The 12,894-nt window shown below is 73.4% G+C and carries 12 protein-coding genes; 7 read left to right on the plus strand and 5 right to left on the minus strand.

Features of this window, described 5'->3' with window-relative positions:
* Positions 1 to 82: 82 nt before the first annotated feature.
* Positions 83 to 883: an ABC transporter ATP-binding protein gene (locus ACFVWW_RS05790; RefSeq protein ID WP_386876133.1), complete on the minus strand. Its 801-nt coding sequence runs from the start codon at positions 881 to 883 to the stop codon at positions 83 to 85.
* 229 nt (positions 884 to 1,112) lie between these two features.
* On the opposite strand from ACFVWW_RS05790, the gene ACFVWW_RS05795 reads away from it, so the two are divergent.
* The gene (locus ACFVWW_RS05795; RefSeq protein WP_386876134.1) at positions 1,113 to 2,312 is read left to right on the plus strand and encodes a PucR family transcriptional regulator; all 1,200 of its coding nucleotides are present in this window, start codon (positions 1,113 to 1,115) and stop codon (positions 2,310 to 2,312) included.
* A gap of 122 nt (positions 2,313 to 2,434) precedes the next feature.
* On the opposite strand, the gene ACFVWW_RS05800 is transcribed toward ACFVWW_RS05795, so the two are convergent.
* A complete protein-coding gene (locus ACFVWW_RS05800) occupies positions 2,435 to 3,589 on the minus strand; it encodes a glycerate kinase (RefSeq protein ID WP_386876136.1) in 1,155 nt (384 codons plus the stop codon).
* Between the two features lie 122 nt (positions 3,590 to 3,711).
* Between ACFVWW_RS05800 and ACFVWW_RS05805 the strand changes: the two genes are divergently transcribed.
* The 5 genes from ACFVWW_RS05805 to ACFVWW_RS05825 all read left to right on the plus strand — a co-directional run bounded on the left by ACFVWW_RS05805 (position 3,712) and on the right by ACFVWW_RS05825 (position 8,325).
* Positions 3,712 to 4,209 carry an NUDIX domain-containing protein gene (locus ACFVWW_RS05805; protein ID WP_384181293.1) on the plus strand — a complete coding sequence of 166 codons (498 nt, stop codon included), beginning with the start codon at positions 3,712 to 3,714 and terminating at the stop codon, positions 4,207 to 4,209.
* A 105-nt stretch (positions 4,210 to 4,314) separates the two neighbouring features.
* On the plus strand, positions 4,315 to 5,418 hold the full coding sequence (locus tag ACFVWW_RS05810; protein WP_386876137.1) for a MerR family transcriptional regulator: 1,104 nt from the start codon (positions 4,315 to 4,317) through the stop codon (positions 5,416 to 5,418).
* 58 nt (positions 5,419 to 5,476) lie between these two features.
* On the plus strand, positions 5,477 to 6,154 hold the full coding sequence (locus tag ACFVWW_RS05815) for a hypothetical protein (RefSeq protein ID WP_384335256.1): 678 nt from the start codon (positions 5,477 to 5,479) through the stop codon (positions 6,152 to 6,154).
* Between the two features lie 167 nt (positions 6,155 to 6,321).
* Positions 6,322 to 7,515: a hypothetical protein gene (locus ACFVWW_RS05820; RefSeq protein ID WP_386876139.1), complete on the plus strand. Its 1,194-nt coding sequence runs from the start codon at positions 6,322 to 6,324 to the stop codon at positions 7,513 to 7,515.
* A gap of 87 nt (positions 7,516 to 7,602) precedes the next feature.
* Positions 7,603 to 8,325, plus strand: a complete 723-nt coding sequence (locus ACFVWW_RS05825; RefSeq protein WP_384181285.1) for an NAD-dependent deacetylase — start codon at positions 7,603 to 7,605, stop codon at positions 8,323 to 8,325.
* 36 nt (positions 8,326 to 8,361) lie between these two features.
* Here the strand turns inward: ACFVWW_RS05825 and ACFVWW_RS05830 are convergent, their stop codons facing one another.
* The 3 genes from ACFVWW_RS05830 to ACFVWW_RS05840 form a co-directional block, all read right to left on the minus strand.
* Positions 8,362 to 8,877 carry a methylated-DNA--[protein]-cysteine S-methyltransferase gene (locus tag ACFVWW_RS05830; RefSeq protein ID WP_386876141.1) on the minus strand — a complete coding sequence of 172 codons (516 nt, stop codon included), beginning with the start codon at positions 8,875 to 8,877 and terminating at the stop codon, positions 8,362 to 8,364.
* Positions 8,878 to 8,895: 18 nt separating this feature from the next.
* A complete protein-coding gene (locus tag ACFVWW_RS05835) occupies positions 8,896 to 10,389 on the minus strand; it encodes a DNA-3-methyladenine glycosylase 2 family protein (protein WP_386876143.1) in 1,494 nt (497 codons plus the stop codon).
* A 132-nt stretch (positions 10,390 to 10,521) separates the two neighbouring features.
* Positions 10,522 to 11,943 (minus strand): phytoene desaturase family protein, encoded by a 1,422-nt coding sequence (locus tag ACFVWW_RS05840; RefSeq protein ID WP_386876145.1) that lies wholly within the window; start codon positions 11,941 to 11,943, stop codon positions 10,522 to 10,524.
* 130 nt (positions 11,944 to 12,073) lie between these two features.
* Between ACFVWW_RS05840 and ACFVWW_RS05845 the strand changes: the two genes are divergently transcribed.
* Positions 12,074 to 12,856, plus strand: coding sequence for a nucleotidyltransferase domain-containing protein (locus ACFVWW_RS05845; protein WP_386876763.1), 783 nt, complete (start codon positions 12,074 to 12,076; stop codon positions 12,854 to 12,856).
* Positions 12,857 to 12,894: the final 38 nt, after the last annotated feature.

Here is a 12,894-nt window from a genome sequence, read left to right on the forward strand (position 1 = left end):
GCGCCGGCGGGACGGCCGGGCGGTGCGCCGGCCGGTGCGCCTGCCGGGCGGTCATCGCTTCCGGCGAGCGGATCGTGGCGCGTCACGCGGACCACCTCCGCAGCGTGGGCACGGCCTGCTGGGCCCGGCCGGCGTCGTCGGCGGCGGTCTCGTCGACCACGCCCAGGTAGCGGCGCCGCACCTCGTCCGACGCGGCCAGCTCGGCCGCGGAGCCTTCGAGCGTCACCTCGCCGACCTCCAGGACGTAGGCCGTGGCGGCCAGCCGCAGCGCGATGGCGGCGTTCTGCTCGACGAGCAGGACCGCGGTGCCACGGGCGTTGATCTCCTGGACGGTCTCGGCGATACGGGCGGCCATCAGCGGAGCCAGGCCGAGTGACGGTTCGTCGAGGAGCAGCAGCTTCGGCCGGGCCATCAACGCCCTTCCCAGCGCCAGCATTTGCTGCTCACCGCCGGAGAGGAGTCCGGCCCGTTGGTGCGCGCGGTCCGCGAGTACGGGAAACAGCTCACGCACCCGGGCGAGCGCCTCGGCTGACTCCTTGCGGCCGCCCCGCGCGCCCAGCGCGCCCGCCCGCAGATTGTCGGCGACGGTCATCCGGGCGAACACCTGCCGCCCCTCGGGGACTTGGACCACCCCGGCGGCGACCACCCGGGCGGGGCTCAGCCCGTCCAGCGGGCGGCCACCGAACCGGACCGTGCCGGGGCCCGCCGTCCCGCGGTGAAAGCCGAGGGTGCGCGAAATGGCGCGCAGCAGCGTGGACTTGCCGGCGCCGTTGCCGCCGAGAACGGCGACGATCGCGCCGTCCGGTACATCGAGGGAGACGTCACGCAGCGCCCGCACCGGGCCGTAACCGACGGACAGCGCACGCACTTCGAGCGCGGCCATGCATTCCCCTTCCGTTGCTGTGAGTTGCTGTGAGTGGGCCTGGTCGCTGTGGTGGGGCTTGCCGGAGCCACACCTCAGCACCGGGCCCGGGCACCGTCCACGGCGCCGGGCGTAATCGCTGCCGATGACCAGCGGCGCGGCGCCCGCGTTGTGCACGCGCACAAGAGCTGCCTGCCGGGCGGCAGGCGGTCTGGCCCCGACAGGGCGGCCGGTGGCATCCTCACCAGCCATGGGTGGCCGCAGAGCGCGCACGGATCATGAGTGGTCGGTCCTGGCGAGCGCCTCCCGGGTGCTGCTGGACCGCGTACCGCACCTCACCGACCAGCTCATCGGGGAACTACGGCTTCATTCACCGCAGTTCGATCTCGCCGTGCCGCCCGACGAGCACTGGCAGCAGATCAACAAGGCGATGCGGTACGGGATCGAGGCCATCGCGGCGCCCCGTTCCGCGCCGCGTCCGGATCTGGAGTACGCGCGGCGGCTCGGCCGGCGGCGGGCGGAGCAGGGGGTGGCGCTGGATCTGGTGCTGCACGCGTACCGGCACGCGGGCTATCTGGTCTGGGACGAGTTACTGCGGATCGTCACCGAGAAGGACCCGGAGGCCCTGCCGATGCTCGTGCACACCGCGTCCCACATGTGGGCGGGCGTGGACCGGCAGGCGACGACGGTCGCGGAGGCGTACCGCAGGACGGAGCAGGAGATGCGGCGGCGCAGCGACGAACGGGTGCAGGCGCTGCTCGACGCGCTGCTGGAGGGCCGGTCAGAGCCGGGGCTCGCGGCCCGCGCGGCGGCGGGGCTCGATCTGCCGGAGCAGGGGCGGTACGCGGTGGTGGTGGTCCGGGTCGAACGGCAGGGCGGCCGCGAGCCGTTCGAGCGGACCGCGTCGGCGGAGGGCATGCGCTTCTTCTGGCGGATGCGGGCGGACTGCGAGATCGCGGTCGTCGCGCTGAAGCCGGACGCGGGGCTGGCGGAGCTGGCCGAGGTGCTCGGGGAGGCAGGCCAGGGGCCCGGTGGCATCAGCCCGGTGGTGGAGAGCCTGGCGGAGCTGGGCCGGGCCCGCCGGCTGGCCGAGACGGCGCTGCGCACCCTCGCGCCCGACGCGACGCTGATCGTCCGCCTGGACGAGCGCCTGCCTACGGCGCTCGTGGTCAGCCAGCCGGAGCTGGCGGCCCGTCTGATCGCGGACGTCTTCGGCCCGCTGCTCGACCTGGACCCGGCGGACCGCGCCGTACTGCTGGAGACGCTCGACGCCTGGCTCGAGTACGGCGGCTCCGCGGGGCGCGCGGCGACCCGCCTGTACTGCCACCGGAACACGGTCTTCAACCGCCTGCGCCGGCTGGAACAGCTCACCTCGCGGTCCTTGTCGCGGCCGAGGGACCTGATCGAGATGACCCTGGCCCTGGACGCGTTCCGGCTGACGCCGGGGTGAGGGACGGTGCCGGTACGGCGGGAGCGGGCGGGCTCCGTCCCTCGCGGGCGAGCCCTGCCCCGCTCCGCGCACGGCTGAGAGCCTGTCGGACGACCTCTGATCGAAGGTCGTCCGACAGACTCTCAGACCAGGAAGTCCCGCGCGATGTCGGTCGCCAGACGTTCCAGTAGCGGGCCCGCTTCCGCCATGCAGACGGCCGGGTCCGGTTCCAGATCGGTGAGCGCGTAGGCCCGGCGGATACCCGCCTTGCCGAGGGCCTCCGGGCGCAGCGCCAGCCGGCCGCATACCGCGATGACCTCGATCCCTTGGGCACGGGCCGCCGCCGCGACGCCCGCCGGGGCCTTGCCGTGGAGGGTCTGCTCGTCCAGTGAGCCTTCGCCCGTGATGACGAGGGTCGCCCGGGCCAGGGCCGGGGCGAAGCCCAGCACATCGAGCATGACCTCGATACCGGGGCGGAAGCTCGCTCCGAGGCCGACCAGCGCGCCGTAGCCGATACCGCCGGCGGCGCCCGCGCCTGGCGACCGCGCGAGACGCGCGGCCCGGGAGCCGACAGCCGTCTCCAGGACCGAGGCGTAGTGGGTGAGGGCCGCGTCGAGGGTGGCGACGTCCTGCGGGCTCGCGCCCTTCTGCGGTCCGTAGACGGCGGGGGCGCCCTTGGGTCCGGTCAGCGGGTTGTCGACGTCGCTGGCGAGGACGATGTCCGTCCCGGCGAGACGGGGGTCGAGGCCGGAGAGATCGGCGGTGGTGAGTTCCCGCAGTCCACCGCCGCCGGGACCGACGGGCTGCCCGTCGGCGTCCAGGAAGCGTGCGCCGAGCGCCGCGAGCATCCCCGCGCCGCCGTCGGTGGTGGCGCTTCCGCCGACGCCGAAGACGATGGACCGGGCGCCCGCGTCGAGCGCGGCGCGCAGCAGCTCGCCGGAGCCGTACGTCGTCGCCGTCAGGGGTGCGAAGACTCCGTCGGGGAGGTGCTGGAGGCCCGACGCCTCCGCCATCTCGATGACCGCCGTACCGTCCCGCAGGGCGTAGGCCGCGGTCAGTTCATCACCGAGCGGGCCGGTGACCCGTACCTCACGCCGCTCGAAACCGGCCTCCACGGCGGCCGCCACCGTGCCGTCACCGCCGTCCGCGACGGGCAGGGTCTCGACCGTCACCCCGGGAGCGATCCGGTGCAGCCCGGCCGTCACCCGCTCGGCGACCTGCACGGCCGTGAGGGAACCCTTGAACTTGTCCGCCGCGACGAGTACGCACGCGGCCTCTCGTACTGCTCCGTCCGTCACCTTGTATCCCTTTGCTTTCGAACAGGCAGTCGCGCCGCCCCGACCCTATCCGCAGCCGTATCTCCCAGGGGAGTCCCGGCCCTGACGGGACCGAGCGCTCCTGGCGGCAATAGGCTCTCCGTGTGACGAATACGGATGCCGACTACGCCGCGTACATCGCCGGCCTCCCCCGGGTACTCGCCGGGGCCGCCATGCTGTTCAGGGATGGCGAGGGGCGCGTACTGATCGCCGAACCCAACTACCGCGAGGGCTGGGTGCTGCCCGGCGGGACCATCGAGTCCGACCAGGGCGAGACGCCGCGCCAGGGCGCCAGACGGGAGACGATCGAGGAGATCGGCCTGGACATCGAGCCGGGACCGCTGCTCGCGATCGACTGGGTGCCGGGCGGGAACCGGCCGCCGATCGCCGTGTATCTCTACGACGGCGGGGTGCTGGGCGAGGAGCGGCTCGCGGCGATCCGGCTCCAGGAGGAGGAGTTGCTGTCCTGGCGGCTGGTGGACCGCGAGGAGATCCCGTCGTATCTGCTGGGGGCTCTCGGGCGGCGTGTGCTGGCGGCGCTCGACGTGCTGGACTCCGGCGCGGGCACGGCGGAGCTGGAGAACGGCCGCCGGCCGCTGTGAGCAGACCCGTGGCAGGCCCGTAACAGGCCCGTGGCGGCGCCGTCCCGGCATGGAGTTGACCTTCAGGTTGACCTTCAAGCTGGATGAACGCCCACAATCGCGGCCATGGACGGCACCACGGACGACACCACGGAACTGCTGAGCATCAGCGCCTTCGCCCGGCGCGTCGGTCTCGCGCCGAGCGCGCTGCGCTTCTACGACGACTGCCGGGTACTGCGGCCGGCGCGGGTCGACGCGGCGACCGGCTACCGCTCGTACACGCCTGACCAGGAGACGCGGGCCCGGCTGCTGCGGTCCCTGCGGGAGGCGGGGCTGCCGCTGGCCGAGGTCACCGTCGTGCTCGACGGTCCCGCGCCGGCGGCCCGCGCCGTACTGGAGGGGCACCGGACCACCGTGCGGGACCGGAGCCGGACGGCCGACGCCACGATCGCGGCGGTGCTCCGGTCCCTTTCCCCCGCCGGGGGCGGTGCGTCCACGCGGGTGCGGCTGGGTGGCCCGGAGCTGGCCGGCGCCGTCCGCCAGGTCGTGCCCGCCGTCGGGCACGACGCGGCGCATCCGGTCCTCGGGTGCGTTCTGGTCGAGATCGACGACGGCGAAGTACGGCTGGTGGCCACCGATCGCTACCGCTTGTCGATGCGTGTCCTGGGACCGGCGGCGGTGGACGGGCCGGCCTGTCGACTGCTGGTGGAGTCGGCCGCGTTGACCGGGACGGGGGCCTGGGCCGCGCGCCGTTCCGAGGTCACCGTCGAGGTCGGCCCGGACGGGGCCAGGGCATACGACGCGTCCGGGTCCGAGTTCCGTGATCTCGTGGTGTGCGACGGACGGTTTCCCTCGTATCGCGAGATGCTGTCCGCCCTGGCGCCGCCCGCCCACCGGGTCATCGTGGACCGGCAGGCCCTGCTCGACGCCGTCAGCCGCCGCGGTGACACGCCGGGGATCGCCCTGGTCCTCGGCGACGACGAGGTGGTCATCTCCCTGCCCGACGGCTCCGGTGCCACGCGCCTGCCCGCCGTCCGCCCGGATGAGCCGCCGCTGCGGATCGGCTTCGACCCCGCTGTCCTGGCACCGGCGCTGGAGGCGAGCATCGGCCCGGACGTGCTGCTGGAGATCTCAACCGCAACCCAGCCGGTCGTGGTGCGCTCCGCGGACCAGGGCAGCTTCACCACCTTGGTCATGCCGATCAGCCTCACCCCCGGCAACGGCAACTGACACCCCGGCACATCACCGCACCTCCCCCGTACCTCCCCGCACATCCCCAGGAGTGGACATGGACCCCGAGAACCCCGTCGTACAGCTGTGCGCGCAGGGCATGCGAGCAGAGGCGGAAGGGCGGGAAGCCGAGGCGCGCGACCTGTTCCTGCGGGCGTGGGAGGCCGCCGGCGACGACTACGACGCCTGCGTCGCCGCGCACTATCTCGCCCGCCATCAGCCGACCCCGCAGGAGACCCTGCGGTGGAATCAGGAGTGCCTGTCCCGCGCCGACCTGGTCGGTGACGAGCGCGTCCGCGGCTTCTACGCCTCCCTCCACGCCACCATGGGCAGCGCCCACCAGGATCTCGGGCAGACGGCCGCGGCGCGCGAGCACTTCGAGTCGGCCGCCGAGCGCCTGAAGGACGTGCCGCCCGGCCAGTACGGGGAGTGGCTCCGCCTCTGTATCGCCAGGGGCCTGCGTGCCACCGGCACGGCGGACCGGCAGGACGACTCGGTCCGTACCCTCCTGACGCGCCTGTGCGCACGCGCGGACCTCGAAGCGCTGAGTCTGGTTCTCCCCGCCTGCATGGGGAACCTCGGCGGACCAGAGGACGAGGAGCGCGTGACCACGGCGCTGCGCATGCTCCACGCCGAGCGCCGCCTCCCCGCCGCCGAGCAGACCGCGCTCGGCGAGGCGATCACGCTGCGGTCCGCCCGGCAGAGCGGCGGTGCCGTGGCGGCGGCCAGGGGCTGATCCGAAGCGCCGCCGCTGGGTCGGCAGTTCGCGAGGCGTACATACAACCGTTTTTCTGCGGCGATCGGTTGACGGACCGCGGGCCGCACGCCACGCGTTCACTCAGTGTTGGTCCCTGGTGCACGCTCCGCTGGCATCATTCGAAGTCCCAGGATCCCGGAGGAACCATGCGAAGCCAGACACGTGGCCGACTGGCGGCCCTGCTCACATCCTTAGCCGTGATGTCCTTCTCGGTCGTCGTGGCCGGCGGGGGCGCCGCCCAGGCCGGGACCGCGGGCGGCAGACCGCCCGCACCGAAGACGCTGCCCAGGATGCCCACCGCCGTCAGCGGCGGCGGCTGGCAGTCCGGCCATCTCCAGGGCACGGCCGTCGACCGCCGCAAGGGCCGTATGTACTTCTCCTTCACCAACCTCCTGGTGAAGACCGATCTGCGCGGCAAGCCCCTCGGCTCCGTCACCGGCTTCACCGGGCACCTCGGCGACCTGGACTTCAACGACCGGGACGGCCGGGTCTACGGCTCCCTGGAATACAAGGCGGCGAAGGCGTTCTACATCGCCGTCTTCAACGGGGACCGCATCACCCGGATGAACATGGACGCCGAGTCCACGGGCGTGGTCTCCACGGTTCACCTCAAGGAGGTCGTGAAGGACTACACGGCCGACATGAACGGCGACGGCGTCTTCGACGGCGACACCGCCAAGACCCCCGACCACCGGTACGGATGCAGCGGTATCGACGGCGTGGCGTTCGGCCCGGCCCTCGACCGCAGAGGCGGCGGGACGAAGCTCACCGTCGCGTACGGGATCTACGCCAACACCACCCGCAAGGACAACGACCACCAGGTCCTGCTGCAGTACGACGTCGGGCAGTGGAAGAAGTTCGAGAAGCCGCTGACCGAGACCGCCCCGCACACGAGCGGTCCCGCCGCCCCGGACGGCAAGTACTTCGCGTATACCGGCAACACCACCTACGGCGTGCAGAACCTGGAGTACGACGCGCACAGCGGCAATTGGCTGATGGCCGCGTACAAGGGCACCAAGACACAGTTCCCCAACTACTCCCTCTTCGTCCTCGACGGCTCGAAGCGCCCCGCCTGGGGCACCGTGCGCGGTCAGCAGCGCCCGGAGCGCGGCCGGCTGCTGTCGCTCCTCCCCCGCGGGCTGCACCACACGGCGTCCGGTGTGTACGGCTGGGAGTCCACGGGCCAGTACGGGCTGATCTCGCTCGACGACGGCCGCTACTACCTCGCCGAGGCAGGCACGGTCCAGGTCGACGGGGTGACTCAGCAGACCGGCCGCGCCGTCCTGCACCGCTGGACGGGGCTGGCTCCGAGCCCCTTCACCCCGGTCAAGCGGCCCTGACCGGCCGACCCGCCGACCCGCCGTCGTCCACACCGGCCGGCCACTAATCCGCTCGCCGCTCCCGGCGCCGCTGCGTACGCTCGCGGCATGACTCTCGTCGCGATCCTCAGCGGCGCCGGGATCTCCACCGACTCCGGCATCCCCGACTACCGCGGACCCAACGGCCTGTGGCGGCGCGATCCCGGGGCCGAGAAGCTCGTCACGTACGACTCGTACATGACCGACCCGGAGATCCGCCGCCGCTCCTGGCGCATGCGGGGCGACAGCCCCACGCTGCGTGCCGAGCCCAATGCCGCGCACCGCGCGGTGCGCGAGCTGGAGCAGTCGGGGACAGCGGTCCGGGTGATCACCCAGAACGTCGACGGACTGCACCAGCTGGCCGGGACGCCGGTCCGCAAGGTCCTCGAACTGCACGGCACGGCGCGGTCGGTCAGCTGCACCGGGTGCCGGGCACGGTCCTCGATGAAGGAAGCGCTGGACCGGGTCGCCGAGGGCGAGGAGGATCCGCGCTGCCTGGTGTGCGGCGGGATCCTCAAGTCGGCGACGGTGATGTTCGGCGAGCGGCTCGACCCCGACGTGCTCGCCCAGGCGCTGGCCATCGCCAAGGCGTGCGAGGTGTTCGTCGCGGTCGGTACGACCCTCCAGGTGCAGCCGGCCGCTTCGCTGGCGGGGATCGCCGCCGACCACGGCGCGCGGCTCATCGTGGTGAACGCCGAGCCGACGCCGTACGACGACCGGGCCGACGAGATCGTCCGCGAGCCGATCGGCACGGCGCTGCCCGCGCTGCTGAAGCGGTTTCACCACGGCTGACCCGGCGGCCGGCTGACCCCCGCCTCCCGCGCGGGGTCAGAAGAGCGTGGCGGCGGCCGGGACGTCGACCGTCGCGCCCTCGAAGCGCAGCAGCCGCTGCTTGCGGTCGAGTCCGCCGCCGTAGCCGGTGAGGCTGCCGGTGGAGCCGATGACCCGGTGGCACGGCACGATGATGCCGATCGGGTTCTTGCCGTTGGCCAGCCCGACCGCCCGCGAGGCGCCCGGCTTGCCGAGGGTCACGGCCAGTTCGCCGTACGAGCGGGTCTCGCCGTACGGGATCTTCCGGAGCTCCTCCCAGACGCGGAGCTGGAACGGGGTGCCGTCCAGCCGCATCGGCAGCTCGAAGTCCGTCAGCTCGCCGTCGAAGTACGCGGCGAGCTGACGCGTCGTCTCACCGAACGGCCGGGGGTCGGGCTCGCCGAAGGTCTCGGCCGGCGGACGGTGACGCTGTTCCACCATGTAGAGGCCGCTGAGCACCCCCTCGGTGGCGACGAGGGTCAGTGGTCCGTACGGACTGTCGATCACGGTGTGCTGTCTGAACACGGCGAACATCCTTACGCGGGCAGGTGGTTACGCGGGCAGGTGGTTGATGGCATGGTCTTCGGTGGCCCACAGATACTGGACGGCGTAGGCACGCCAGGGCCGCCAGGCGGCGGCGCGCGCGGTGAGCGCGGCGGGGGTGGACGGCAGGCCGAGTCCGCCGGCGGCCCGGCGGATGCCGAGATCGGTCGGCAGGAACGCGTCGGGGTCACCGAGCCCGCGCATCGCGATCACCTCGACCGTCCACGGTCCGAACCCGGGCAGGGCGGTGAGCCGCGCCCGCGCCTCCTCCCAGTCGCTGTCGGTCCCGAGCCGCACTGAGCCGTCGGCGAGGGCCGCGACGAGCGTGGTCAGAGTGGTGCGCCGGCTGCGCGGCAGGGCCAGCGCCTCCGGGTCGAGCGCGGCCAGCGCGTCGGAGTCCGGGAAGAGATGGGTGAGTCCGCCCTCGGGATCGTCGACGGGCACGCCGTGTGCGACGACCAGCCGGGCCGCGTGTGTCCTGGCCGCCGCGGTGGACACCTGCTGGCCGAGCACGGCGCGTACGGCGAACTCGGCGGCGTCGACGGTACGGGGCACCCGCCGCCCCGGCGCCTTGTCGACCAGCGGGGTCAGCAGCGGGTCGCCGCGCAGCTGCTCGTCGACGGCGACCGGATCGGCGTCGAGGTCGAGCAGCCGGCGGCAGCTGCTGATGGCGAGCGTGAGATCGCGCGGGTCGGTGAGGAAGAGCCGGCAGGCGATGTGGTCGGGGCGCGGGCTGAGCGCGACGATGCCATGGCCGTACGGCAGCGCGAGGGTGCGCCGGTACGCGCCGTCCCGCCACTCCTCGACACCCGGCACCGCGGTCGCGGCCAGGTGCCCGAAGAGGTTGTCCGGGTTGAGGGGCGCGCGGAACGGCAGCCGCAGCGAGATCACGCCGGGGGTGGCGGGCTGCCCCGCACCGCGCCTGGCGCGGGAGGCCGCGCGCGAGGCGCGTGCGCGCAGCTCGCTCGGCGCCAGCGCGAAGACCGCGCGGACGGTGTCGTTGAACGACCGGATGGAGGCGAAGCCCGCCGCGAAGGCGACCTCGGCCATCGGCAGCCCGGTCGTCTCGATGAGCAGTCGGGCGGTCTGGGCCCGCTGGGCGCGGGCCAGTGCGAGCGGGCCCGCGCCCAGCTCGGCGAGGAGCTGCCGTTCGATCTGGCGGGCGGAGTAGCCGAGGCGTCCCGCGAGGCCCGGGACGCCCTCGCGGTCGACGACCCCGTCCTGAATGAGCCGCATGGCGCGGGCGACGGTGTCGGCGCGGGCGTTCCACTCCGGGGAACCGGGGCTGGTGTCCGGACGGCACCGCTTGCAGGCGCGGAAGCCGGCCTGCTGGCAGGCGGCCGCGCTCGGGTAGAAGGTCATGTTCTCGGCCTTGGGCGGCACGACCGGACAGCTGGGCCGGCAGTAGATCCGGGTGGTCAGGACCGCGGTGAAGAACCAGCCGTCGAACCGCGCGTCCTTGGACTGGACGGCCCGCACACAACGCTCGGTGTCGGTGTACATGTCTCAAGCATCGGGCACGCGAGACCTCCGGGCTGGCAGGAAAACGACATCAGCCTTCGGCCCGCCGGACCGGGCCGTCCGGCCGACGGGGCGGGTGGCCGGGAGGCGCTCCGGCCGCGCGTGCGACCCGAATCACGTGTGTGTCTCGCGCAGCCGTCGCCATACGGCCTTCGCCGCGTTGTGCCCGGACATCCCATGGACACCGGCTCCCGGCGGGGTCGCGGAGGAGCAGAGGAAGACGGCGGGATGCGAGGTGGTGTACGGGAACAGCGAGATCTTGGGGCGCAGAAGCAGCTGAAGGCCCGAGGCGGCGCCGCAGGCGATGTCGCCGCCGACATAGTTGGCGTTACGGGCGGCCAGCTCGGGCGGTCCCGCGGTGGCGCGGGCCAGGACGCGGTCACGGAAGCCGGGAGCGAAGCGCTCGATCTGCCGCTCGATCGCGTCGGTGAGGTCCCCGTCCCAGCTGTTCGGGACATGGCCATATGTCCAGAAGACATGCTTGCCCTCGGGCGCCCGGGACCGGTCGACCAGGCTGGGCTGGGCGCAGATCAGGAACGGGGTGCCGGGCGCCTCTCCGCCGGCGGCCTGGCGCAGCGCGGTGCCGATCTCCCGGCTGCTGGGGCCGATCTGGACGGTGCCGGCCCGGCGGGGCTCCTCGGCCGTCCAGGGCACGGGTCCGTCCAGCGCGTAGTCGATCTTGAAGACGCTGGCGCCGTAGCGATAGCCGTCGTACACCCTGCCGAGGCCCGCGATCCGGGCGAGGGCGGTCGGCGAGGTGTCGAAGACGTACGCGCGGGCCGGCGGCAGGTCGTCCAGGCGCTTGACCTCGTATCCGGTGTGGACCGAACCGCCCAGATCGCGGAGGTACGCGGTGAGGGCGTCGGAGATCGACTGGGAGCCGCCGCGCGGCAGCGGCCAGCCGCCCGCGTGCGCGGCGAGGGCGAAGATCAGGCCCACGGCGCCGGTGGCGATCCCGCCCAGCGGGGCGATGACATGGGCGACGAGCCCGGCGAACAGGGCCCGCGCCTTGTCGTCGCGGAAGCGGCGCATCAGCCAGGTGGAGGGCGGCAGTCCGGCAAGACCGAAGCGGGCGAGGGTCACCGGGTCGCGCGGCAGGGCGGTCAGCGGCAGGGACATGAAGTCCTTGGCGAGCGTGTCCCAGCGGCCGAGGAAGGGGGCGACCAGACGGCGGTACGCGCCGGCGTCGCGCGGCCCGAAGGACGCGGCCGTCTCGGCGACGGAGCGGGACAGCACGGCCGCCGTGCCGTCGTCGAAGGGGTGCGCCATGGGCAGTTCGGGGTGCAGCCAGTCGAGCCCGTACCGCTCCAGGGGCATGGTCTTGAAGACGGGCGAGCCGACGCCCAGGGGGTGCACGGCGGAACAGGGGTCGTGCCGGAAGCCGGGGAGCGTGAGCTCTTCCGTCCTGGCGCCCCCGCCCACGGTGTCCCTGGCCTCGAACACGGCCACCGAGAAGCCACGCCGGGCCAGTTCGACCGCGGCGGTCAGCCCGTTCGGTCCCGCCCCCACGACGACGGCATCGAGCATCGACGTCACCTTCGGACTCCTTTGTAGCCGACGGCCAAGAACCTCCAGGATATTCCCGGGCACCGACAGCCCGTGCCCGGGTACTGTCCGCGACGGCGAAGGGGCGGTGAACGAGACGGTGAACGGGACGATCGAGGCGATGGCGGCGCGGCTCACGGGCGTGCGGGGGGTACGCGCCGTGGCGCTGGGCGGCAGCCGCGCCAGGGGCACGCACCGCCCGGACTCCGACTGGGACCTGGGTGTCTACTACCGCGGCGAGGTCGACGTACCGGCGCTGGCGGCGCTGGCCGCCGAGGTGACGGGCGCGCCGGTGGAGGTCGCCGGGCCCGGCGGCTGGGGCCCGTGGGTGAACGGCGGCGCCTGGCTGTCGGTGGACGGTGTCGCGGTGGACTGGATCCTGCGGGATCTGGACCGGGTGGAGCGGGTCCTGGCCGACTGCGCGGAGGGCCGTTTCGAGGTCGGGACGCAGCCCGGCCACCCGCTGGGCTTCTGGTCGCCCGCGTACGCCGGGGAGGTCGCCCTGTGCCGCGTACTGGCCGATCCGGCAGGCGAGTTGACGGCTCTGCGGGCCGCGGCGCGGACATATCCGGAGCGCCTGCGCGCGGCGCTGACCGGGGCGGCCTGGGAGGCGGACTTCTCGGTCGGGTCGGCCCGCAAGTCGGTGGGCACGGGCGACGCGCTCCATGTGTCGCTGTGTCTGTCGCGGGCGTTCGGCGTCCTCGTGCAGGCCCTGCTCGCCCACCACCGGGTCTGGTGCCTCAATGAGAAGGGCGCGGCGGCGACGGCCGCCGCCCTCCCGGACACCCCGCCGGACTTCGCGGACCGGGTCGCGGGGGCGCTGAAAGCGCTGGACGCGGAGGCGGTAGAGGCCGCGGCGGACGTGGTGAGGGACGTACGGGCGGTGTTGGACGCGGGCGCGTGACGCCGGACGGCTCTCGGGCGTGTCGGCGAGGCCGGGCT

This window comes from Streptomyces sp. NPDC058198 (assembly GCF_042882605.1).
Lineage (GTDB): Bacteria > Actinomycetota > Actinomycetes > Streptomycetales > Streptomycetaceae > Streptomyces.